17 protein-coding genes are annotated in these 22,196 nt (G+C 62.6%); 7 read left to right on the top strand and 10 right to left on the bottom strand.

Going from position 1 to position 22,196, the window contains the following annotated elements:
• Positions 1 to 16: 16 nt before the first annotated feature.
• Complete coding sequence (locus AC1DYQ_RS05285; protein WP_477685901.1) at positions 17 to 1,384, top strand: DUF1501 domain-containing protein; 1,368 nt, start codon at positions 17 to 19, stop codon at positions 1,382 to 1,384.
• Positions 1,385 to 1,613: 229 nt separating this feature from the next.
• Entirely contained in the window at positions 1,614 to 2,435 is an 822-nt protein-coding gene (locus AC1DYQ_RS05280; protein ID WP_477685900.1) for an NUDIX hydrolase, read from the top strand.
• Here the strand turns inward: AC1DYQ_RS05280 and AC1DYQ_RS05275 are convergent.
• The 4 genes from AC1DYQ_RS05275 to AC1DYQ_RS05260 form a co-directional block, all read right to left on the bottom strand.
• Positions 2,432 to 4,090 (bottom strand): Na/Pi cotransporter family protein, encoded by a 1,659-nt coding sequence (locus tag AC1DYQ_RS05275; protein ID WP_457279510.1) that lies wholly within the window; start codon positions 4,088 to 4,090, stop codon positions 2,432 to 2,434. The two genes, AC1DYQ_RS05280 and AC1DYQ_RS05275, sit on opposite strands and share 4 nt — an antisense overlap.
• A gap of 56 nt (positions 4,091 to 4,146) precedes the next feature.
• A complete protein-coding gene (gene lspA / locus AC1DYQ_RS05270; RefSeq protein ID WP_477685899.1) occupies positions 4,147 to 4,647 on the bottom strand; it encodes a signal peptidase II in 501 nt (166 codons plus the stop codon).
• The gene (gene ileS, locus AC1DYQ_RS05265) at positions 4,647 to 7,466 is read right to left on the bottom strand and encodes an isoleucine--tRNA ligase (protein ID WP_477685898.1); all 2,820 of its coding nucleotides are present in this window, start codon (positions 7,464 to 7,466) and stop codon (positions 4,647 to 4,649) included. Before ileS ends, lspA begins: the two co-directional genes overlap by 1 nt.
• Before the next feature lie 121 nt (positions 7,467 to 7,587).
• Positions 7,588 to 8,622 (bottom strand): bifunctional riboflavin kinase/FAD synthetase, encoded by a 1,035-nt coding sequence (locus AC1DYQ_RS05260; protein WP_457279507.1) that lies wholly within the window; start codon positions 8,620 to 8,622, stop codon positions 7,588 to 7,590.
• Positions 8,623 to 8,783: 161 nt separating this feature from the next.
• On the opposite strand from AC1DYQ_RS05260, the gene AC1DYQ_RS05255 reads away from it, so the two are divergent.
• Positions 8,784 to 9,341: an HNH endonuclease gene (locus tag AC1DYQ_RS05255; protein ID WP_092128654.1), complete on the top strand. Its 558-nt coding sequence runs from the start codon at positions 8,784 to 8,786 to the stop codon at positions 9,339 to 9,341.
• 152 nt (positions 9,342 to 9,493) lie between these two features.
• On the opposite strand, the gene AC1DYQ_RS05250 is transcribed toward AC1DYQ_RS05255, so the two are convergent.
• Positions 9,494 to 10,609 carry an acyl-CoA dehydrogenase family protein gene (locus AC1DYQ_RS05250; RefSeq protein WP_477685897.1) on the bottom strand — a complete coding sequence of 372 codons (1,116 nt, stop codon included), beginning with the start codon at positions 10,607 to 10,609 and terminating at the stop codon, positions 9,494 to 9,496.
• A gap of 31 nt (positions 10,610 to 10,640) precedes the next feature.
• Positions 10,641 to 11,822: an acyl-CoA dehydrogenase family protein gene (locus AC1DYQ_RS05245; RefSeq protein WP_477685896.1), complete on the bottom strand. Its 1,182-nt coding sequence runs from the start codon at positions 11,820 to 11,822 to the stop codon at positions 10,641 to 10,643.
• A 170-nt stretch (positions 11,823 to 11,992) separates the two neighbouring features.
• Here AC1DYQ_RS05245 and purN point away from each other — a divergent pair, with 170 nt between their 5' ends.
• Positions 11,993 to 12,589, top strand: coding sequence for a phosphoribosylglycinamide formyltransferase (gene purN / locus AC1DYQ_RS05240; RefSeq protein ID WP_477685895.1), 597 nt, complete (start codon positions 11,993 to 11,995; stop codon positions 12,587 to 12,589).
• A gap of 167 nt (positions 12,590 to 12,756) precedes the next feature.
• On the top strand, positions 12,757 to 13,311 hold the full coding sequence (locus tag AC1DYQ_RS05235; RefSeq protein ID WP_477674094.1) for a fasciclin domain-containing protein: 555 nt from the start codon (positions 12,757 to 12,759) through the stop codon (positions 13,309 to 13,311).
• 61 nt (positions 13,312 to 13,372) lie between these two features.
• Here AC1DYQ_RS05235 and mdeB read toward each other — a convergent pair whose 3' ends face one another.
• The gene (gene mdeB / locus AC1DYQ_RS05230; RefSeq protein ID WP_477685894.1) at positions 13,373 to 16,081 is read right to left on the bottom strand and encodes an alpha-ketoglutarate dehydrogenase; all 2,709 of its coding nucleotides are present in this window, start codon (positions 16,079 to 16,081) and stop codon (positions 13,373 to 13,375) included.
• 106 nt (positions 16,082 to 16,187) lie between these two features.
• On the opposite strand from mdeB, the gene AC1DYQ_RS05225 reads away from it, so the two are divergent.
• Positions 16,188 to 16,697, top strand: a complete 510-nt coding sequence (locus tag AC1DYQ_RS05225) for an Lrp/AsnC family transcriptional regulator (protein ID WP_477686270.1) — start codon at positions 16,188 to 16,190, stop codon at positions 16,695 to 16,697.
• Here AC1DYQ_RS05225 and AC1DYQ_RS05220 read toward each other — a convergent pair.
• Positions 16,680 to 18,527: a 7TM diverse intracellular signaling domain-containing protein gene (locus tag AC1DYQ_RS05220; RefSeq protein WP_477685893.1), complete on the bottom strand. Its 1,848-nt coding sequence runs from the start codon at positions 18,525 to 18,527 to the stop codon at positions 16,680 to 16,682. The genes AC1DYQ_RS05225 and AC1DYQ_RS05220 overlap by 18 nt on opposite strands.
• A gap of 146 nt (positions 18,528 to 18,673) precedes the next feature.
• Here AC1DYQ_RS05220 and AC1DYQ_RS05215 point away from each other — a divergent pair, with 146 nt between their 5' ends.
• Entirely contained in the window at positions 18,674 to 20,065 is a 1,392-nt protein-coding gene (locus AC1DYQ_RS05215; protein WP_477685892.1) for an esterase-like activity of phytase family protein, read from the top strand.
• An 86-nt stretch (positions 20,066 to 20,151) separates the two neighbouring features.
• On the opposite strand, the gene AC1DYQ_RS05210 is transcribed toward AC1DYQ_RS05215, so the two are convergent.
• Together AC1DYQ_RS05210 and AC1DYQ_RS05205 are read right to left on the bottom strand one after the other, a co-directional pair.
• Positions 20,152 to 21,768, bottom strand: a complete 1,617-nt coding sequence (locus tag AC1DYQ_RS05210; RefSeq protein ID WP_477685891.1) for a peptide chain release factor 3 — start codon at positions 21,766 to 21,768, stop codon at positions 20,152 to 20,154.
• A gap of 130 nt (positions 21,769 to 21,898) precedes the next feature.
• Positions 21,899 to 22,147 carry a DUF1653 domain-containing protein gene (locus AC1DYQ_RS05205; RefSeq protein WP_477685890.1) on the bottom strand — a complete coding sequence of 83 codons (249 nt, stop codon included), beginning with the start codon at positions 22,145 to 22,147 and terminating at the stop codon, positions 21,899 to 21,901.
• Between the last annotated feature and the right edge of the window lie 49 nt (positions 22,148 to 22,196).

The raw sequence follows: 22,196 nt of genomic DNA, 5'->3' as shown, positions 1-22,196 counted from the left end.
CGCAACAAGGACTCCTATGAACCCCAATTTTTCTTCATCGGCGAATCTGCTGCAACGCCGCCAGCTGGTGGGCCTGGGCGCGTTGTCCGCCTTGTCGCTGGCAGCGCCCGGCGTGTGGGCGCAAGCCTTGCCCGCAAGCCGATCAAGCCTGGACGGCGGGCGCCTCGTCGTCGTCTTCCTGCGCGGCGCGTATGACGGTCTGTCGGCCTTTGTGCCCTACGCAGACAAGGACTACTACGCTTTGCGCCCCAACATCGCGATTGCGGCGCCCGACGGCACGACGCAAACCGCCTTGAAGCTCGACAGGACTTTTGCCCTGCATCCCGCGCTGGCTCCACTGCTGCCGCTGTGGCAGCAAGGCGTTCTGGGTTTTGTGCCTGCGGCCGGCCTGCCTGCGCCCAACCGTTCGCATTTCGATGCGCAGTACCAGATGGAGATCGCGCAGGGCGGCAAGACCAGCAGCGCACCCGGGTGGCTCAACACCACGGCGGGCCTGGGCAAAGCCGCTGCACCGGGCGCCACCGCTCTCGGCGTGGGCGAGGCCAACCCCGCCATTCTGGGCGGGCAGGCTGCCGTCAGGTTGATCCCTCGCGGCCAGTCGGCCGAGCGCACCGGCGTGCTGGCCAACGACCGAACCCGCCAGGCGCTGATGGACCTGTATGCCGGTGACGACAAGATCAGCGAAGCCTTCCGCCAGGGTGCGGGTAGCCGCATGCAGAGCGCGCAGGAGCTCACGGAACAGAAAAACGCCAGGGCCGAAAAAATGGCGGAAGACAGTAAACGCATGGCAGACAAGCGCCTGGACCGCGACGGCACGCCCGGCAATCCGCAGGCCCTGAATGCGCAAATGCAGGCGGCCAGCAACGGCGCGGCCGACCCTGTGGGCCTGCAACTCGATGCGCAGCACCTGGGCACGCTGATGCGCAACGACCGAAAATTACGCCTTGGTTTTTTGTCGGCCGGCGGTTGGGACACGCATGCCAACCAGGGCGCCGCCACCGGCCAGCTGGCCAACAACCTAGGCAACCTGGCGCGCGGCATCGCGCAGCTGCGCCAGGATTTCTCCGAACCCGGCGACGTGGTCGTAGTGATGAGCGAATTCGGCCGCACCAGCGCCGAAAACGGCACACGCGGCACCGACCACGGCTTTGGCAATGCCATGTGGCTCATGGGCAACCGCGTCGCAGGTGGGCGATGGCATGGCCAGTGGACGGGCCTGGCCCAACTCAACGAAGGCCGTGACTTGCCGGCCCACCATGATTACCGCGCGGTGCTGGCGCAGGTGCTGCGGGGAACCTTTTCGTTTGGCGACGCGCAGCTGGCTGATGTGTTGCCGGGAGCCAGGTGGGACAAGCGCCTGGACGGTTTGTTCGTCAAGGCTTGACCCAGCAGGTCGGGATTTAAGGGTTTTTGCCGTTCTGCCCAATAGGAACGTGCGCAAGCAGCTATTAAATTAATAGCAAATAAACTTCCGGAAGGTGATGCGTCGTGTTTTACCGGAAGGCTTGCAGCGGCGATGGATACGGGCGAAGTAAACTGCTCAGCAGAATCCCGGCTGGCCTGCTGCCCTCCGGTCTTTTGCATATCCACGGCCTGCCTGGCCCCAAGGACGCATGATGATGCCGCCTGCTTTTGATGCCCGATGGCTGCAAGCCCTGCGCGCTGGAGCGATCCAGCCACCGCTGCGCCCACGTGTGCCGCTGTGGGCCGGTGAATCGGTGATCGGCTCGGTGGAGCCCGGCTTCTTCCACAAGCGGGCCCTCCACGCCATGACAGACGGCCACCATCCCCTGCTCAAGGAAGAACACCCAGGTGGCCTGGGCTGGCGCTTGATGGGCGATGTGACCACCAGCCTGAACAAAATCGCGATCGCGCTTCATGAGGCCGGCCTGGCTGGCGCGTGGCGCAACGAACAGCTCGCGGTGCCCGACCAGTTCGGCCACCGCAAGGGCACGGTGGAGCGCGCGGCTGTGCGGCCGCTGGGCATCACCACGCTGGCGGTGCACCTGGTGGGGCAGTCACCTGACGGGCGCTTCTGGGTGCAGCAGCGTGCTTTCAACAAATCGAATGATCCGGGCCTGTGGGACACGCTGATGGGCGGCATGGTGTCGGCGGCCGATACGGTGGAAACCGCGCTCGTGCGCGAGACCTGGGAAGAGGCCGGCCTGCACACGGCCGCGCTGCAGGCTATGCGCTACGGCGGGCGCCTGGCGGCGCGGCGGCCGGCCACCGACGGCAACGGCGCGGGTTATGTGGTGGAGGACATCGACTGGTATGTCTGCACCGTACCCGAGGGCATGGTGCCCGACAACCAGGACGGCGAGGTCGAGCAGTTTCGCTTGATGGAGGCCGGGGACTTGCTCGAGGCCATGCAGCGCGGCGAATTCACGGCCGAAGCGACGCTGATTCTTTCAGACGCCATGGGCCTTACTTAGGCCTGGTCGGTCAGTGCCGGCTGGCGCAAGCGATTGGGGGCCAGTGCGCCGGCCGAATCCAGGATCGGGTAGGCGATCGAGCAGATGTGCGAGTTGATGCGCTTGAGTTCGCTGATGAGGTCAATGTGCAGCGAGCTGGTTTCCAGGCTCTGCACCGTATTGGCTGATAGCCGACCCAGGTGGGTCGTGGCATAGGCACGTTCCAGGTCGCGGAAACGGGCTTTTTCTTCCAGCAGCTTTTGCGCGTCGCGCACCGTTCCATTGAGGAACACGCTCATGCCCAGGCGCAAGTTGGCCACCAGGCGCTCGTGCAGTTCGACGATTTCAGCCATGCCGGCGTCCGAGAAGTTGCGGCCTGGTTTGATCTTTTTGTCTTCGATATCGATCAGTACGCGCTCGATGATGTCGCCGATCTGCTCCATGTTGATGGTAAAGCTGATGATGTCTGTCCAGCGGCGGCTTTCTTCCTCGGCCAGTGCTTCGCGTGAAATCTTGGTGAGGTAGTACTTGATCGACGAATACAGCTCGTCGACGGCATCGTCCATCTTGCGCAGGTCTTCGGCCAGCTTGAGGTCGTTCTTCTGGATGACCGCCAGCACGCCCAGCAGCATGGTTTCCACCACGTCGGCCTGGTGCAGCGCTTCACGGGCCGCGCAGGAGATGGCCAGCGACGGCGTGGCCAGTGCGGAAGGGTCGAGATGATGGGGGCGGCCGCCGGCCTTGTTTTTGTCGGGCTTGGGCAGCAGCTTTTCCACCCAGCGCGCGATCACCTGCGTCCAGCCAATGAATATGGCACCCACCACCATGTTGAAGGTGAGATGGAACAGCACCACCACGGTGGCGGCTTCGCCAAGGTAGGGGCGCACGTGGCGCAGCCACAGGCCGATGAAGGGCGCCGCGACGATGATACCCAACAGCTTGAAGAACAGGTTGCCCAGCGGAACCTGCCGCACCTCAACGGCCGAGCGCAGTGTGGTCAGCACCGCCAGCAGCCCGCTGCCGAGGTTGGCGCCCAACACCAGGCCCAGCGCCACGTCGATGGGAATAACGGCCGAGGCGGCCAGCGTGGCCGTGAGCAGCACAATCGCCAGGCTGGAATACGACACCACGGCCAGGAAGGCACCTGCGGTGATTTCGAGCAGCAGGTCGCTGCTGAGGGAACCCAGCAGGGCTTTCACGGCCGGTGCCTGTGTCAGGACTTCAGTGGAGGCCGTGACCAGCCGCAAGGCCAGCAACATCAGGCCCAGGCCGATCAGCACCCGGCCGAAGCGGCCGACATTGGTGTCCTGCCGCGAGATGAACAGCACGACGCCGACAAAGATAAAGAGCGGCGACAGCCAGGACAGGTCAAAAGAGAACACCACGGCCATCAGGCTGGTGCCGATATCTGCCCCCAGCATGACGGCCAGCGCCAGTGGCAGGGTGACCAGGCCCTGCCCGACAAATGACGAAACGATAAGGGAGGTGGCGGTGCTGGACTGCACCAGGGCCGTCACTCCAATGCCCGAGACGGCCGCAGCCAGCCGGTTGCTGATGCTGACCGCCAGCACGTGGCGCAGATTGGCACCGAACACCCGCAGGATGCCGGTACGAACGAGATGGGTGCCCCACACGAGCAGCGCAATGGCTGCCAAAAGATTCAACAAATGCTTCATAAGGTCGGAACCACTATACCCTTGAACCGGATGGCTGCAAGCGGTTCGGCTCCTGTTTATCGGGTACGCCGAACCCGGAGCAGCTCATCCAGGATGAGGCAGACAGCGCCTACGGTGATGGCGGCATCGGCGATATTGAACGAAGGAAAATACCAGCCGTGCCAGTGGAACTGCAGGAAATCCACCACATAGCCATGCAGGGTGCGGTCAACGACATTGCCGACAGCGCCGCCCAGGACGCAGGCCAGCGCGAAGGAAAACAGCTTTTGCCCGGCATGCGAGCGCAGCATCCACACAATAAAGAGCGCCGCGGCAACCCCGATGGCGGTGAAAAACCAGCGCTGCCAGCCAGAGGCTTCGGCCAGGAAAGAAAACGCCGCACCGGTGTTGTGCACCCGCACGACATTAAAAAAGCTCGTCACATAGGTGGAGTCGCCCAGGCGGTAGTAGCCCAGGATCAATACCTTCGTGAACTGGTCAGCGATCAGGATCAGCAGTGCCAGGCCCAGCCAGGGGAGCATGCTGCCCTCTGATTTGATGAAGGTCATCTTGGCCATCAGGCGAACTTCCTGTCTTCACCGGCACCATACAGGTTGCTGGTGCAACGGCCGCAAATGGTCGGGTGGGCGGGGTCGTGTCCCACGTCACTCCGGTAGTGCCAGCAGCGCTCGCATTTGATGTCAGAACTGGCTGAAACCCGCGTTGATACTGCGCTAGCAGCTATTAAATCAATAGCGGATGTGATGAAGACAAATTTGAGATCTTCACCGAGCGAGGCCAGCAGTGCATGGTCTTCGGCGGCCACTTCCAGCGCGACATTGGCCTGCAGCGAAGAGCCTACCTTGCCGTCGGTGCGCAGGGCTTCGATGTCCTTGTTGACCGTGTCGCGGATTTCGCGGATGCGTGACCACTTGGCCAGCAGCGCTGCGTCGGGCGCGGGGAACTCGGCATAGGTTTCCATGAAGATGGACTCGGACTGCCCGAACACCTTCCACGCTTCTTCGGCTGTGAAGCTCAGGAAGGGCGCCATCCAGCGCAGCATGGCGTGCGTGATCTGCCAGAGCGCAGTTTGCGCGCTGCGGCGGGCCAGCGATTTGGGGCCGGTCGTATACAACCGGTCTTTCAGGATGTCGAGGTAGAAGGAGCCCAGGTCTTCGCTGCAATAGATCTGCAGCTTGGAGACCACCGGGTGGAATTCATACACCTCGTAATGCGCCAGGATGTCGGCCTGCAGCTGCGATGCACGGCTGAGCGCGTAGCGGTCGATTTCCAGCATCTGCTCAAACGGCACGGCGTCTTTGGCCGGGTCGAAGTCGCTCACGTTGGCCATCAAGAAGCGCAGCGTGTTGCGGATGCGGCGGTAGGCGTCCACCACGCGGGCCAGGATCTTGTCGTCGATGCCCAGGTCGCCCGAATAGTCGGTCGAGGCGCACCAGAGGCGGATGATCTCGGCGCCCAGCTTGTCGCTCACCTCTTGCGGTACCACGACATTGCCTTCGCTCTTGCTCATCTTGCGGCCCTTGCCGTCGACGGTGAAGCCGTGCGTGAGCAGCCCTTTGTAAGGCGCACGGTCGTACATCGCGCAGGCGGTGAGCAGCGACGAGTGGAACCAGCCGCGGTGCTGGTCGTGGCCTTCCAGGTACAGGTCGGCCGGCCAGGTTGATTGCGCGGCGTGGCTGTGACGCAGCACGTGGTCGTGCGTGGTGCCCGAGTCAAACCAGACGTCGAGGATGTCGGTGCTCTTGATGTAATCCGGCGCATCGGCGCCGATGATGGACTCGGCCGTGGCCTTGCTCCAGGCCTCGATGCCGCCGGCCTCCACCATGGCGGCTGCCTGGTCCATGATTTCCATGGTGCGCGGGTGCAGCTCGCCGGTGGCGGTGTGGATGAAAAAAGGCAGGGGCACGCCCCAGTTGCGCTGGCGGCTGATGCACCAGTCGGGCCGGCCGGCAATCATGTCGCGCAGCCGGACTTTGCCGTTTTCCGGGTAGAAGCTGGTTTCTTCGATGGCGGCCAGGGCCAGTTTGCGCAGCGTTTGCGGCGCTTTGTCTTTGGTGAAAACGCCTTCGCCCTCGTCCATGCGCACAAACCACTGGGCAGCCGCGCGGTAGATTACCGGCGTCTTGTGGCGCCAGCAGTGCGGGTAGCTGTGCAGGATGTCTTGCGTGGCAAAGAGTCGTTCGTGCTCACGCAGCTTGTCGATGACCAGCGGTGCCGCCTTCCAGATATTGAGCCCGCCGAACATCGGCAGTTCGTCGACATAGCGGCCGTTGCCCTGCACCGGGTTGAGGATGTCGTCGTAGGCGATACCGTTGGCCACGCAAGAGTTAAAGTCTTCCACCCCATAGGCGGGCGAGGAGTGCACGATACCGGTGCCGTCGTCGGCGGTGGCGTAGTCGGCCAGGAAGACCGGGCTGAAGCGCCGGTAGCCTGCATCGACGTCATAAAAGGGATGCTGGAATTTCAGCAGCGCCAGGTTTTTGCCCAGCGTGGTGGCCAGCACGGTGCCAGTGAGCTGGTAGCGCTCAAGGCATTTCTCGACCAGCACGGAGGCCAGCAGCAGGATGCCGCGCTCGGTGTCGACCAGTGCGTATTCGAGCTCGGGGTTCAGGTTGAGTGCCTGGTTCGCCGGGATGGTCCAGGCGGTGGTCGTCCAGATCACGGCGAAGGCGTCTTTGGCCAGGCTCTTGAGGCCGAATGCGGCTGCGAGCTTTTCGGGTTCGGCACACTTGAAGCCGACATCCAGCGTCTGCGATTTCTTGTCGGCGTACTCGATCTCAAATTCGGCCAGCGACGAGCCGCAATCAAAGCACCAGTACACCGGCTTCAGGCCGCGGTAGACAAAGCCGCGCTCCATGATGCGTTTGAGCGCGCGGATTTCATTGGCCTCGTTGGCGAAGTCCATCGTGCGGTAGGGGTTGTCCCATTCGCCGAGAACGCCCAGGCGCTTGAAGTCGGCCCTCTGGCCCTCGATCTGCTCGGTGGCGAAGGCTCGGCTCTTGGCCTGCACTTCGTCCCTTGGAAGATTGCGTCCGTGCAGTTTTTCGATGGCATTTTCGATGGGCAGGCCGTGGCAGTCCCAGCCCGGCACGTAGATCGCGTCCAGGCCCTTGAGCTGGCGCGCCTTGACGATCATGTCTTTCAGGACCTTGTTGACGGCGTGGCCGATATGGATCTTGCCGTTGGCATAGGGTGGGCCGTCGTGCAGCACGAACCTGGGCTTGCCGGCGCGCACGTCGCGCAGCTTCTTGTAGATGCCTTTTTCGTCCCATTCCTTGACCCAGCCTGCTTCGCGCTTGGGCAGGTCGCCGCGCATCGGGAAGGGTGTGTCGGGCAGGTTCAGGGTGCTGCGGTAATCGGTTTTGGTCTCGGACATGGGATGCTTTTGGAATGCTGTTGTTAGGGCGGCCTGAAAAGGCGGGCCGCCGGAAATACGGTGGGGAAGTAAGCCGCTCGCCAGTGGAAGGCAAAGCGAGGGCCAGAGGCGACGAGATCGTCTAAATTCGGTCGCGCGTGGTCTGGCGGCTGGTTTCCGTGTGCATCGAAGCCGAAAACGACTTGGGCGGCTGGGCAAAAAACGCCCGCGCTTCGTCACAGTCTTTGGCAATGCCTGTTTTCAGGCTGTCCAGGCTGTCGTATTTCAGTTCGTCGTGCAGTTTGTGCAGCAGTTCCACACGGATGATTTTACCGTATGCCCCCTCGGAGCCCAGGCTGGTCGGCCATTCGAGGCAGTGGGTCTCCAGGAGCACGCGCCCGCCGTTGATGTCTGCAGGGTCCAGCGAGGGCCGGATCCCCAGGTTGGCTACGCCGGGAATGGGCTGGTCGGCGAGGCCGTAGACCTGCACCGCAAAAATCCCGCTGGCCGCCGGTTTCCAGTGGGAAAACCGCAAATTGAGGGTGCGAAAACCGAGGTCACGGCCCAGCTTGCGGCCATGCACCACATGGCCGGAGATGCTGTAAGGTCGCCCCAGCAGGCTGGCCACACGGGTCATCTGGCCCCGCGCCAGCGCCTCGCGCACGGCCGAACTGGAGACCCGGGTGTTGCTGACCTCGTAGCTGTTCATGCGGGCTACGTCAAAGCCCAGGCGCTCGCCGGCGGCGTCCAGCATGGCGTAGTCGCCCACCCGTTTGGCGCCAAAGCGGAAGTCGTCGCCCACCAGCACGTACTTCACGCCCAGGCCTTTGAGCAACACATCTTCAATAAACGATTCGGCCGGCTGGGATGCGAGTGCTGCGTTGAAGGGCAGCACAACGCATTGGTCGATGCCGCAGCGCGCCAGCTCGGTCAGCTTGTCGCGCAGCGTGGCGATACGTGCGGGGGCCAGCTCGGGTTTGCGGGCCACGCCGGCGAAATAGTCGCGTGGATGCGGCTCAAAACTCATGACGCAGCTGGGGACCCCGCGGTGCTGTGCCTCATTTTTCAGCAGCGCCAGCATGGCCTGGTGGCCGCGGTGCACACCATCGAAATTGCCGATGGTCAGGGCGCATTGCGCCGCCAGCTGGGGATGGTGGTAGCCGCGGAAAATTTTCATGGGGCAATTATCGTTTTTATAGCGCTGGAGGCCGTCTCAACGGGGCTTCAAAGTGGTTTATGGGGGATTTGAACCTGTTTGTCATGATTTCACTGTATATTGATACACAGTCAGCCGAACGCCGTGTTTCCATGCGTCATCCACCATGATGGAGGTTCGTTTTGAAGGTCTTGAAGCTCTCAGCCCAGGGGTTGCCGCAATCCTGGATCAGCCTTGAACAAGCCGTGTTGCATTACGCGGCCGACGAGGTGCGCTGGGAGATGGGCGCGCGGGTCGTCACCTTCCATGGCGGTCACAACGCCATCACGGGTGAGCAATCCATCATTACCGTCAACAGCATCATCGGCACCAAGGGCGTGCCCAACATCAACCCGTTTGACCTGAAGCCGGGCCTGACCAACGGCAAGCTTTTCGCCCGCGACCGCAATGTGTGCGCCTACTGCGGCGGGCATTTCCATGAAGAAGACCTGACGCGCGAGCACATCATTCCGTTTGCGCAAAAGGGCATAGACACCTGGATGAACGTGGTGACGGCCTGCCGCGCCTGCAACCACCGCAAAAGCAGCCGTACGCCCGAGCAAGCCCACATGCCGCTGCTTTACACGCCTTATGTGCCTAGCCTCTGGGAAGATTTCATCCTGCGCAACCGCCGCATCCTGGCGGACCAGATGGAGTTTTTGATGGCGCATATTCCGAAAACGTCACGCCTGCACGCGTGACGCCTTCCATCCCCTCACGCCTGCACGCGTAACTCTCCTGATAGGGTAGCGCGGCCGGGCCAAGGCCACCGCGGAACCGGCTTCGCCGGGCCGCCAGTGGCGCCCCCTTGAGGGGGAGGCGGCCGCAGGCCGCTTCGGGGGGGAGTGTTGCTCTAGGCAAATACGCCGGCCGTCTCCTGCATGCGGCTCGACACTTCGCCGAGTTGATGCAGCGTGTCGCCAAACGTCATTTCCAGCTGCGTCAACTTCTTGAAGTAGTGGCTCACGATGTACTCGTCGGTCACGCCGATGCCGCCATGCAGCTGCACCGCCTGTTGGCCGACAAAGCGCATCGACACGCCCAATTGGTACTTTGCGCGCGCCAGCGCACGGGCGCGTTCATCGGCCGGCGCATTGAGCTTGAGTGATGCGTAGTAACTCATCGAGCGCGCCAGCTCCAGCTGCATCTTCATGTCGGCCACGCGGTGGCGCAAGGCCTGGAAGCTGCTGATGGCCACGCCGAACTGCTTGCGGGTGTTCATGTATTCGACGGTGATGGCCAGGGTCTTGTCCATCACGCCGACGGCTTCGGCGCAGGTCGCGGCAATGCCGATGTCGATACCGTGGGCCAGGGCCGTGAGGCCGTCCAGTGTGACCAGGGTGGCGGGCGCGTTTTTAAGCGTGATCTCGGCAGCCCGGCCGCCGTCCTGCGTACTGTAGCCCGTGGTTGTTACGCCGGCAGCGCTGCGCTCCACCAGAAACAGCGCCAGCTTGCCCCTGGCCATGGCGGGAACGATGAAGGCATCGGCTTTATCGCCGGCCGGCACTATGCTTTTGATAGCTGTTAGCGCCCATCCATCGCCGGCTGCAGCCGCATTTGCCTCGCATTTTTTGAAGTCGTAGCGCGCGGCGCGTTCCTGGTAGGCCAGTACCACCAGGCTTTCACCTGCGGCGATTTTCGGCAACCAGGCTGCTTTGACGGCTTCGGGGGCGTAGTTCGACAGCACGCCGCCGGCAATCAATGTCTGCGCCAGGGGTTCCAGCACAATGCCGCGCCCCAGCTCTTCCATCACCACCATGCCCTCGACGGGGCCCATGCCGAGGCCGCCGTCGGCTTCTGGGATGTAGAGCCCGGTCAGGCCCAGCTCGGCGATCTGGCCATAGGCCTCGCGCGAGAAGCCGCCCGCCTTGGCGATGCCGCGGCGGCGTTCAAAGTCGTAGCCCTTGTCGACCCATTTGCGCACGGCGTCGCGCAGCTGTTCCTGGTCGTCGGTGAAATCGAAATCCATGGTGTGTTTCCTGTTTTCTGGTGCGACCAAATCAGCCGAGAACGACTTGCGAGACGATGTTGCGTTGTACTTCGTTGGAGCCGCCGTAAATCGTGGTCTTGCGCATGTTGAAGTAAGTGGACGCCAGCGGCGCATCGCCAGGCAGACCGCCGGGGAAGTCGCCCTGCCAGCCGGCCTCCATGGCCTCTTCGATAAAGGGCAGGCTGAAGGGGCCGGCGGCCAGCATCATGAGCTCGCTGTAGCGTTGCTGGATCTCGCTGCCGCGAATCTTGAGCAGGCCCGCGATGTCCAGCGAGTTCTTGCCTGATTTTTCGGCCGAGAGCACGCGCAGCACCAGCATTTCAAGCGCCACCACGTCGACCTCGAGCTTGGCGATCTCGTCGCGAAAGCGTTGGTCTTCATAGACGCCTTCGGCCTTGGCGATGCGTTTGAGGCGCTCCAGCTCGCGCTTGGCGCGGTTCACGTCGGCGATGTTGGTGCGCTCGTGGCTCAGCAGGTGCTTGGCATAGGTCCAGCCCTTGTTCTCTTCGCCGATCAGGTTGTTGGCCGGCACCTCGACGTTGTCGAACCAGACTTCGTTGACCTCGGCCTCGCCGTCCAGCAGCACGATGGGGCGCACCGTCACGCCGGGCGACTTCATGTCGATCAGCAAAAACGAAATGCCGGTTTGTGGTTTGCCTTCAGTGCTGGTGCGTACCAGGCAGAAAATCCACTCGCCGTACTGGCCCAGCGTGGTCCAGGTCTTCTGGCCGTTGACGATGTATTTGTCGCCCTGGCGCTCGGCCCGGCATTTGACGGACGCGAGGTCCGAACCCGAACCCGGTTCGCTGTAACCCTGGCTCCACCACACTTCGCCGCTGGCGATGCCGGGCAGGAAGCGCTTTTGTTGTTCGGGGCTGCCGAAGGCCATGATGACGGGTGCCACCATCACGGGGCCGAAGGGCACCACGCGCGGCGCGCCGGCCAGCGCGCATTCTTCTTCAAACAAATGCTTTTGCACCGCGTTCCAGCCCGGGCCGCCGAACTCTTTGGGCCAGCCGTGGCCGAGCCAGCCCTTTTTCCCGAGGATTTTGGCCCAGCGCTGCATGTCGTCACGCGACAGGCGCAGGGCGTTGTGCACCTTGTGCGAGATGTCTTTGGGCAGGTTGGCGTGAACCCAGGCGCGTATCTCTTCGCGAAAGGCCTGTTCTTCAGGGGTGAAAGCTAAATCCATGGCGGGGTTGTCTCCAGGCGGTTGGCAGGCATTTCTGCGGTCGATTTCTTATTTTTAGCACGGTCGTTCGTAATTTTATGTCTCAGGTGGGACATAACGCAAAGGCCGGGCAACGAGAAGGCAGTTTGCCTTTTTCTTTGCCCTTCAGCCGCGTTCTAAACTAGAGGGCTATGGCAACTGCGCAGAAAAACATCGTCATCCTGATTTCGGGGGGCGGCTCCAACATGGCGGCCATCGCCCGCGCCGCTGAAAAAGAGGACTGGCGCAGCAAATGGGGGGTGCAGGTAGCCGCGGTCATCAGCAACAAAGCGGACGCCCCGGGGCTGGCCCTGGCCCAACGCCTGGGAATTGCTACCGAAGCTGTGCCGCACAAGTCTTTTGATTCCCGGGAGGCTTTTGATGCGGAACTCATGGCCCGCATTGACCGGTATTCGCCCGCGCTTGTGGTGCTGGCCGGTTTCATGCGCATTTTGACGCCGGGCTTTGCGCAGCACTACGCTGGCCGCTTGATCAACATTCACCCTTCGCTGCTGCCGGCCTTCACGGGGCTGGACACCTACCAGCGCGCCATCGATGCGGGCTGCAAGGTGGCGGGCGCTACGGTGCATCAGGTCACGGAGGTACTGGACCACGGCGCCATCCTGGCGCAGGCGGTGGTGCCTGTGCTGCCGGGCGACACTGCCCAGACGCTGTCTGCCCGCATCCTCACGCAGGAACACCTGATTTTCCCGCAGGCTGTGCGCGCGTTTTTTGAACCTGCCGCCTGAGCTCTGCCCGCGCGCCCGCGCGGCGAAAAGCGTTGATGCATCCTGATTGATACGTTTGATTTGAATCCAGCCGGTCTTCGGCCCCGTATTCATGTCAGCCGCTTTGAAAACCCTTCCGGTTGCGGCTTGCGTATCTACTTCATCAACATCAGTTCAAAGGTATTCACATGCAGACAAAACACAAACTGGCATCCGTCGGCGTGGCCATCGCCCTGTCATTGGCTGCCGCATCTTCCTTCGCCCAGGTCATGGTGGGCGGTGCGCCCATGCTGGCCAGCAAGGACATCATCGACAACGCTGTCAACTCCAAAGACCACACCACGCTGGTCGCCGCGGTCAAGGCCGCGGGCCTGGTCGACACGCTCAAGGGCCCGGGTCCGTTCACCGTGTTCGCGCCCACCAATGCGGCCTTTGCCGCATTGCCCGCCGGCACGGTCGACACCCTGCTCAAGCCCGAAAACAAGGGCATGCTGACAGGCATCCTGACCTACCACGTCGTGCCCGGCAAGTGGGACGCTGCAGCCATCAGCAAGATGATTGCCGATGGCAAGGGCATGGCCACCATCAAGACGGTGGCCGGTGGCACGCTGGTGGCCAAATCGGCCGGCGGCAAGGTCACGGTGACCGATGAAAAAGGCGGCTGGGCCACCGTGACCATCGCCGACGTGTACCAGTCCAACGGCGTGATCCACGTGGTCGACAAGGTGCTGCTGCCCAAGTAAGCCGGCACTTCTTTCCCGAGCCCGCGCGCGGCTTGCTGCGCGCGGGTTTTCGCGCGTCGGCCTACTTCTGGTTCAGCATGTGCAGCGCTGCCTTGACGATGCTTTGCGCGTCGACGCTGAAAAATTCACGCAGCGCGGCGCGTGTGTCGCTGCGGCCAAAGCCGTCGGTGCCCAGGGTAAGGTAGCGCCTGCCTTCGGGCACAAAGGCACGAATGCTTTCCGGCACAGCGCGCACATAGTCGGTGGCGGCCACGATGGGGCCGGTGCTGCCTTGCAACTGCTGAGCGATGAAGGGCGCAGTCACAGCGCCGTCATTGATCGCCTCTTGCTGGCAAGCTGCACCATCACGCGCCAGCTCACTCCAGCTGGTCACGCTGAGGACCGTGGCCTCAATGCCCTGCGTGGCCAGCTGCTGCGCAGCCTTGATCACTTCGGTCAGGATCGCTCCAGAGCCCATTAAAACGACTTTTTGGACCTTTTTTTGAGGTGTTTTAGCGCTGGGGGGCAATAAATCCGGGCGCGACCAGCTATTGAATTGATAGCACCCGCGAATAATGTCCGCCTCGGAACCGGCTTGCAAATCAGGCTGGGCGTAGTTCTCGTTCATCAGCGTGACGTAATAGAAGACGTCTTTTTGTTCGACCATCATCTCCTGCATGCCGTGGTCCAGGATCACGGCCAGCTCGCCCGCGAAAGCCGGGTCGTAGGCCTTGCAGTTGGGAATGGTCGCGGCGATCAGGTGGCTGGTGCCGTCCTGGTGCTGCAGGCCTTCACCGCCCAGCGTGGTGCGGCCCGAGGTGGCGCCCAGCAGGAAACCGCGGGCGCGCTGGTCGGCGGCAGCCCAGATCTGGTCGCCCACACGCTGAAAGCCGAACATCGAGTAATAGATGTAGAAGGGCAGCATTGCCAGGCCGTGCACGCTGTAGCTGGTGGCCGCGGCCGTCCAGCTGGCCATGGCGCCGGCTTCGCTGATGCCTTCTTCCAGGATCTGGCCGTCGAGCGCCTCGCGATAACTCAGCACCGAGCCAATGTCTTCCGGCGCATAACGCTGGCCCACGCTGGAGTAAATGCCGACTTGCTTGAACAGGTTGGCCATGCCGAAGGTGCGTGCCTCGTCGGCCACGATGGGCACGATCTTGGGGCCCAGCGCCGGGTCTTTCAGCAAGCCGCCCAGCATGCGCACAAAGGCCATGGTGGTGCTCATTTCCTTGCCGTCGGCCGCCAGCGCGAATTGTGCGTAGGAGGGCAGGGCGGGGATGTTCACGATGTCGGCCGCCGTTTCACGCCGCGGCAAATAGCCACCCAGTGCTGCGCGTTTCGCGTGCATGTATTGCATCTCGGCGCTGTCTGCAGCGGGCTTGTAAAAGGCCAGGTTTTTGGCTTGCTCGTCAGACAGTGGCAAATTGAAGCGGTTGCGAAATTCGATCAACTCTTCGCCGTCGAATTTTTTCTGCGAATGCGTGGTCATCTTGCCCTGGCCGGCGCTTCCCATGCCGTAGCCTTTTTTGGTGTGCGCCAGGATCACCGTGGGCTGCCCCTGGTGGCTGGCCGCCGCGGCGTAAGCGGCATGGATCTTCACCAGGTCGTGGCCGCCGCGTTTGAGGCGATCGATTTGTTCATCTGTCATGCCTTGGGCCAGGCGTGTGAGTTCAGCGTTCTGGCCGAAGAAGTTGTCGCGGTTAAAGCGCCCGTCTTTGGCGGCAAAGGTCTGCATCTGGCCGTCCACCGTCTGCGCAAAAGTTTTGGCCAGTGCGTCCGTCAGGTCGCGCGCAAAGAGGCCGTCCCAGTCGCTGCCCCAGACCAGCTTGATGACGTTCCACCCGGCGCCGGCAAAAAGCTTTTCCAGCTCGTCGATGATGCGGCCGTTGCCGCGCACCGGGCCGTCGAGCCGTTGCAGGTTGCAGTTGACGACCCAGACCATGTTGTCCAGCCCTTCGCGCGCGGCCAGGGTTAGCGCGCTCATCGATTCGGGCTCGTCCATCTCGCCATCGCCGAACACGCCCCAGACCTTCCTGCCCGTGCAATCCAGCAAGCGCCGGTGCGTGAGGTAGCGCATGAAACGCGCGTGGTAGATCGAGCTGATCGGGCCTATGCCCATGGAGCCGGTCGGGAACTGCCAGAAGTCCGGCATCAAATAAGGGTGCGGGTAGCTGCACAGGCCTTGCGCGCCCTGGCTGGGCGCGGTGAGTTCCTGGCGGTAAAAGCCCAGGTCTTTTTCATCCAGGCGGCCTTCCAGGTAGGCGCGTGCATACACGCCCGGTGCGCTGTGCGGCTGGAAGAACACCAGGTCGCCGCGGTGCTGGTTAACACCGTCAAGTTGGCCCACGCCTTCGCGTGCGCGAAAGAAATGGTTGAAGCCGGTTTCAAACAGGTCGGCTGCACTGGCGTAGCTGGCGATGTGGCCGCCGAGTTCGGCCGAGCCGCCGGTCTCGGCCTGGTTGGCGCGCACCACCATGGCCAGCGCATTCCAGCGCATCAGCGAGGCCAGGCGCTCTTCCATCGCCAGGTCGCCGGGGAACACGGGCTGCTCGTCTACGCCAATGGTGTTGACGTAAGGCGTGGCCAGTTCGGGCTGCCAGCCGATGCGCTGCTTGCGCGCGACGCGGCTCAGCTCGTGGAGCATTTCCCGCGCGCGGGCCGGGCCTTGCGTGAGGGCCAGGGCTTCAAATGCCTCGCGCCATTCGGCGGTTTCCTGTGGGTCAGGGTCAGCGGAAGAATCGGTGTAAGAAGCGGCCTGCATCAGTAAATGGTGGGGTGTGGAGTCGTTCATGGCACCAATCACTTTACGCAGAATCACCCGGAAGGTGTTGCTTCAATATCGGGCAGTGACACCATTTAAAAGCATAAAATGCTGTAAATAACGAATTTTAAAGATGATACAGCTCGATAACCTTGATTTGAAGATTCTGGATGAGTTGCAGCGAGATGGCTCGCTGACCAACGTGGAGCTGGCGCGCCGCGTGCACCTGAGCCCTTCGCCGTGCCTGGCCCGCGTCAAGGCGCTGGAGGCCGGCGGCGTGATCGACCGCTACGTGGCCATTGCCAACGCGGCGGCGCTGGGTTTGGGCCTGAATGTGTTCATCTCCATCAGCCTGCGCACGCAAAGCAAGGAGTCGCTGGCCGACTTTGAACGGCGCATCGCCGAGCACGACGACGTGATGGAGTGCTATTTGATGTCGGGAGACAGCGACTACCTGATTCGTGTGGCTGTGGCCGATATCGGTGCGTTGGAGAAGTTCATCCTGGAGCAACTGTCGCCGATTCCGGGCATCGAGAAAATACGCTCGAGCTTTGCGCTCAAGCAGGTCAGGTACAAGACGGCCTTGCCCTTGCCTGTGGCAAGGGCGCCTGAACCCACCGCCAGGGTGTCAGCGGCCCGGGGCTGACGTCTGTTCGCTGGCCAGGGCCGGGTGCGAAATTTCAATTTCGTTGATCTTGGCCAGCAGGTCTTCCCGGCGGCTCATGTCTTCTCCTGCGGCACTCACGGTATCGCTCGGTGAATCGACAAACTGCACATAGCGCTTTGTTCCAGAGGACATCTGGTGCAGGCGGGACTTGAGCCTTTCAACCACTTCCTGCGCGGTCGTCTGGGCGGTGGGCGTGTCATGCCAGAGGGCGACGTGCAGGTTAAAGGCATTGGCCTCGCCCAGCTTTTCAGAGGCGCGTATGCAGTCGGCCAGGATCTTGGTTGAAACTTCCGACAGGGTTGTGCGGTTGACCGGGCCTTCGATCAGCATCATGAAGTCGTTTTCGCCATGGCGAACCACGGTGTCCACGTCGCGTGCTGCCCCGCGCAGGATTTCGCCGATGCGGGAAAGTGCGGCACCGCGCTTCTGGTCGCTTGCCGCGTCATGGCTCGGGGACTGGTCGAGCCAGCGCAACATCAATACGCCGAATGCCGACTTCTGCCGCCGCGCGCGAAGCAGCATGGGCGGCAGCCTGTCGTCGATGATCCGCGGCAACATCAGCCCGCTGGCCGGGTCGTATGTCGCCAGTGCGGCGCTGCGGTGGTTGGCAAACAGCGCCGCCCGGCTGCGCCATGCCAGCACGAGAAAAACCCAGAGCAGGCCGATCATCGCTGACAGGACACCGGCTGCCTGTGCCGCTTCAACATTCCAGACCCAGCCCGCGTTATAGGAAAGCCGGGCCAGCGCGGCCAGCCCGATGGGCGCGGCGCCCAGCAAGATGAGGAGGTTCCAGGTCTGTCCCCGCAAAGACATCCACAGGAGGCTTCCCATGATGGCCAGGGTGGAAAACGCCAGCCACAGGTTGCGAAGATCGCGCGGCACGAGGTTCTGGCTCGCAGCCATCAGGCAAGCCATGAACAGACTGCCCGCCGCCACGACAAGCAGCAGGCGGTGTATGCGCGGGTAGCCGCTCTTGGCATAGCTGGCCTGGGTGCAGAACCACGCACCGGCGGCCATGCTCACCGAGGCCAGCACCCAGCCCATGACCTGGTTCAGGTGTGCGCTGTGCGGCCAGATGCGCCAGCCGCCGTAGCCGATCAGCACCAGCTGCGTGAACATGAGCGTGACCACGACGGCGCCGAACCACAAAAATACCTTGTTATGCGCCATGACGAACGCGGCCAGGCATAGAAAGGCCAGCAGGCTGAACATTCCCCACATCAATCCGATCACCACGCCAACCCGGGACGCGCCGTCGATGTACTCAATGGGCGACAGCAGCATGGGCCGCGCCGTGATGGCCCTGCGGTGCTCAAAGCGCAGGTAGTAGGTCTGCATGCCGTCGCCGCGCGTTTGCAGTTCAAAACTCGGCACGCGTGTACGCAAGGCCCATGCGGCCGGAGCAATCGCTTCGCCGGCGGATTGGACCAGCCAGCCGCCTTGCGGGTTGCGCGAAAAAAGGCTCGCCTTGAAGATCGCCTGGCCCGGCATCCGGATGTACCAGGTCTGCAGGGCTTCGGTGGCCGGCAGTGAAAAAGTGGCCCAGACATCCTGCGTGTTCGAGGTGGGGAGGATGGAGTCGTCTGTATAGGGCTGGAAGGTCCACGGCCCGGTTGCGGGATCGCCGGCTGTCAAGGCATCAGGTGACTCGATGGAATCCTTGGGCACCGCGACCCATTGCAGCGGCTGGGCCAGTGTGATTGTGGGACTGTCTTCGTACAGGCGGTCAAAGACCTGTGCATGGGCTGCGCCGAAGAATGCGCAGAGCAACATCAGGAAAAAAGCACGCAGGCTTGCCGTTCGATACATCTGCATAGCTTATTGCAAAAAAACGGCCTGCCCGCAAGGCCGTGGCCCTGCCGTGCAAACGCCCGATGCGGACCCGGGGCGCTGTGTGTAATCAGCGCGTCACATGCGTTGGCCACCATCCGCTTTTCATCAACAGTGGATTGCCCATGCCTTCTTCCCGTTTTGCCGCCAACCGGCGCCCCGCATTCAAATCTGTCTTCAAAGCCATCTTTCCTGCGCTGGCAGCCGTTGCGCTGGCTGCGCCGCTGCAAGCCCAGACCGCCTTTCCGGCCACGCTGGCCGGCCATGTGGTGGCGCCCGCCCGGTCGTTTATTGCCGCGCCCAAAGATGCACCGCAGGACCTGCAGGTCAGCGGCAAGTTCACCAATGGCAAGCGCACGGAAGCGCTGGGCACGGTGGAAGGCCTGTCTGCCGGCAGGCCTACGGGTGTGAGTGTGCCTTTCAAGGGCCAGCCCTTGCAGGGCCATTCAGGCATCAAAAAAATGCCCGATGGCAGCTTCTGGATCCTGACCGACAACGGCTTTGGCTCCAAAGCCAATTCGCCGGATGCCATGCTGTACCTGAACCGCTACAAGGTTGATTTCAAGGCTGGTGCCATGAAGCGGCTGGAAACGATTTTCCTGCACGATCCCGACAAAAAAGTGCCGTTTCGCATCGTCCATGAAGGCACGAAGCAGCGCTACCTCACGGGCAGCGACTTTGACACCGAAAGCTTCCAGTTCGCCGGTGGCGCCTTGTGGATCGGCGACGAGTTCGGCCCCTTCCTGATCAAGGCCGACATGAAAGGCAAAGTGCTGGCGGTGTTTGACACGCTGGTTGACGGCAAGGCCGTGCGTTCGCCCGACCATCCCGCCGTGACGACTCCCGGTGTGCCGGGCGGTGCGGTGGATTTCCAGGTTCGCCGCTCCAAGGGGTTTGAAGGCATGGCCGCTTCGAAAGACGGCAGCAAGCTGTATGCGCTGCTCGAGGGAGCCCTTTATGACGCCGCCACCAAGGGCAATGAAAACGTGGGCGGCAAGGACTACCTGCGCGTGCTGGAGTTTGACGTGAAGAGCGAATCCTGGACGGGCCGCCACTGGAAATACATGCTGGAGAGCAACAGCCACGCGATCGGCGACTTCAACATGATCGACGGCACGACCGGGTTGATCATTGAGCGCGACAACGGCGAAGGCACGGCCGACAAGGCCTGCCCGGAAGGCCAGAAGCGCACCGACTGCTTTCATGACATCGCCAGGTTCAAGCGTGTCTATAAAGTGGAACTGAGCGACGCCAATGCCGGCGGCGCGCTGCGCAAGATCGGCTACATCGATTTGATGGCCATTGCCGACCCGGCGAAGCTGGCGCGCAAGCCCCTGAACAACGGCGTGCTGACCTTCCCGTTCTTCACCATTGAAAACGTGGACGTGGTGGATGCCACGCACATCGTGGTGGGCAACGACAACAACCTGCCGTTTTCCAGCAGCCGCGAGCCCAACAAGGCGGACGACAACGAGCTGATCCTACTGGAAGTGGGCGATTTCCTCAAGGCCCAGTAAGCCGGTGCGTCACGGAACGAGCACAGGTCGCTATAAATTTTATAGCTGCTTGCGCCCGTCCTGATTGGTCTGCAGGCCAAAAATGCTTACATTTTTGACTGAAAAACCAGCCCGGCGTGCTCGCGCAGCGCATGGAACTTGATCTTGGGCCACTGCTGCTCCACCGCGCGCAGGGTGGCGCTGTGGTCCACAAGCAGGGTGGGGGCATCGACCGCATCCAGTGCCACGCGGTGGGCATTAGCGTCCATGAATTTCTTCAGTTCGTTCGGGTCCTCGGACGTTACCCAGCGGGCCAGGTTGAAGTTGCTGCCCATGATGCGGGCCTTGACGCCGTATTCATGCTCCAAGCGGTGAGCCACCACTTCAAACTGCAGCTGGCCGACAGCGCCCAGCAGCAGCAATGAGCCGGCAATCGGACGGAACACCTGGATCGCGCCTTCTTCACCCAGCTGGGTGAGGCCGGCGCGCAGCTGTTTGCTGCGCAGCGGATCGGCCACCTCGACGGCGCGAAACATTTCAGGCGCAAAGAAGGGCAGGCCGGTGAACTGCAGGGCTTCGCCTTCGGTCAGCGTGTCGCCCAATTGCAGCACGCCATGGTTGGGAATACCGATGATGTCGCCGGCGAAGGCGGTGTCGAGCAGCTCGCGGCGCTGGCTCATGAAGCTCACCACGGTGTTGGGCCGCAGCTCTTTGCCGCTGCGCACCACCTTCAGGCGCATGCCGCGGGTGAACTCGCCGCTGGCCACACGTAAAAACGCGATGCGGTCGCGGTGCGCCGGGTCCATGTTGGCCTGGATCTTGAAGACCACGCCGGAGAATTTTTTCTCTTCGGGGTGCACCACGCGCTGGATGGCTTCGCGCTCGGCAGGCGCGGGCGCCAGGTCGACCAGCGCATCCAGCACTTCCTGCACGCCGAAGTTGTTGATGGCCGAGCCGAAGAACATGGGCGTCTGTTTGCCGGCCAGGAATTCGGCGCGGTCGAACTCGGGCGTGGCGCCGGCCACGAGTTCGATCTCGCCCTGGGCCTGGGCGTATTCGGCGCCAAAACGCCTGGCGGCTTCGGCGTTGTCCAGACCGGCCAGGATTTCATCGTCGCCGCCGGCTTTCTCTTCGCCGGGGCTGAAGACGCGCATGCGGTCTTCGCGCCTGTCGTAGACGCCGTGAAAGAGCTTGCCCATGCCGACCGGCCAGGTGAAGGGTACGACCGTCATGCCGAGCTCGCGTTCGATCTCGTCCATCACGCTCATCGGGTCCTGCACCTCACGGTCCATCTTGTTGACGAAGGTCAGGATGGGCGTGTTGCGTGCGCGGCAGACCTGCAGCAGGCGGCGCGTCTGCGGCTCAACGCCGTTGGCCGCGTCGATCACCATCAGCGCCGCGTCCACGGCGGTCAGCACGCGGTAGGTGTCTTCCGAGAAATCCTGGTGGCCTGGTGTATCAAGCAGGTTGATCACGCAGTCGCGGTATTCCATCTGCATGACCGAGCTGGCGACCGAGATACCCCGCTGCTTTTCAATTTCCATCCAGTCGGAGGTCGCGTGGCGCGCAGCCTTGCGGGCCTTGACGCTGCCGGCGATCTGGATCGCGCCCGAGAACAGCAGCAGCTTTTCGGTCAGCGTGGTTTTACCCGCGTCGGGGTGGGAGATGATGGCAAACGTGCGGCGGCGCTTGACCTGTTTTTCAATTTCAGTGAATTCGGACATAACCCACGATTATCGGTGAGATGGCCCCCACGCTCCGCCGCTACGCGGGTCGCTGCCCCCCGAGGGGGCTGGCCTTGCTTGGGACGGCCCGGCGCGGCGGCCGCCGTTTCTCTTATTGGGGATGCGGTGCTTAACCAGGTTGCCGGGCGAAACGCGGTTGTTTCACCCCGTCGATCACGACCTCTTCATTGAACATGCCAGCAGGCCGCACCCACAGCCCTTTTTCACCGTAGAGCGCGCGGTACAGCGTCATCGGCTCCAGGCTTTCGCTGTGGCGCACGGTGCCGACCACCTCATACAACATGCCCTTGTAGTGGCGGTACAGGCCGGGCGGGGTTTCGATCAGGGGCGGCAATTCTTCTGCGGGGATTTCAGGCATGGGCAGTCTGGGTTCCAAAGGGCTTTAAAAACGGTGCGGCGAGACCGCA

Source organism: Polaromonas sp. P1_F4 (assembly GCF_056405675.1).
Note: the sequence above shows the minus strand (reverse complement) of the source record. Positions and strands in the feature narration are given on the sequence as shown.

Coding starts and splice junctions, on each gene's coding strand:
- ileS (WP_477685898.1), bottom strand. CDS start 7,466: ATGTCCGAGACCAAAACCGATTACCGCAGCACCCTGAACCTGCCCGAC.
- AC1DYQ_RS05245 (WP_477685896.1), bottom strand. CDS start 11,822: ATGGATTTAGCTTTCACCCCTGAAGAACAGGCCTTTCGCGAAGAGATA.
- AC1DYQ_RS05285 (WP_477685901.1), top strand. CDS start 17: ATGAACCCCAATTTTTCTTCATCGGCGAATCTGCTGCAACGCCGCCAG.
- AC1DYQ_RS05280 (WP_477685900.1), top strand. CDS start 1,614: ATGATGATGCCGCCTGCTTTTGATGCCCGATGGCTGCAAGCCCTGCGC.
- purN (WP_477685895.1), top strand. CDS start 11,993: ATGGCAACTGCGCAGAAAAACATCGTCATCCTGATTTCGGGGGGCGGC.
- AC1DYQ_RS05250 (WP_477685897.1), bottom strand. CDS start 10,609: ATGGATTTCGATTTCACCGACGACCAGGAACAGCTGCGCGACGCCGTG.
- AC1DYQ_RS05210 (WP_477685891.1), bottom strand. CDS start 21,768: ATGTCCGAATTCACTGAAATTGAAAAACAGGTCAAGCGCCGCCGCACG.
- AC1DYQ_RS05215 (WP_477685892.1), top strand. CDS start 18,674: ATGCCTTCTTCCCGTTTTGCCGCCAACCGGCGCCCCGCATTCAAATCT.
- AC1DYQ_RS05220 (WP_477685893.1), bottom strand. CDS start 18,527: ATGTATCGAACGGCAAGCCTGCGTGCTTTTTTCCTGATGTTGCTCTGC.
- AC1DYQ_RS05275 (WP_457279510.1), bottom strand. CDS start 4,090: ATGAAGCATTTGTTGAATCTTTTGGCAGCCATTGCGCTGCTCGTGTGG.
- mdeB (WP_477685894.1), bottom strand. CDS start 16,081: ATGAACGACTCCACACCCCACCATTTACTGATGCAGGCCGCTTCTTAC.
- AC1DYQ_RS05205 (WP_477685890.1), bottom strand. CDS start 22,147: ATGCCTGAAATCCCCGCAGAAGAATTGCCGCCCCTGATCGAAACCCCG.
- lspA (WP_477685899.1), bottom strand. CDS start 4,647: ATGGCCAAGATGACCTTCATCAAATCAGAGGGCAGCATGCTCCCCTGG.
- AC1DYQ_RS05235 (WP_477674094.1), top strand. CDS start 12,757: ATGCAGACAAAACACAAACTGGCATCCGTCGGCGTGGCCATCGCCCTG.
- AC1DYQ_RS05260 (WP_457279507.1), bottom strand. CDS start 8,622: ATGAAAATTTTCCGCGGCTACCACCATCCCCAGCTGGCGGCGCAATGC.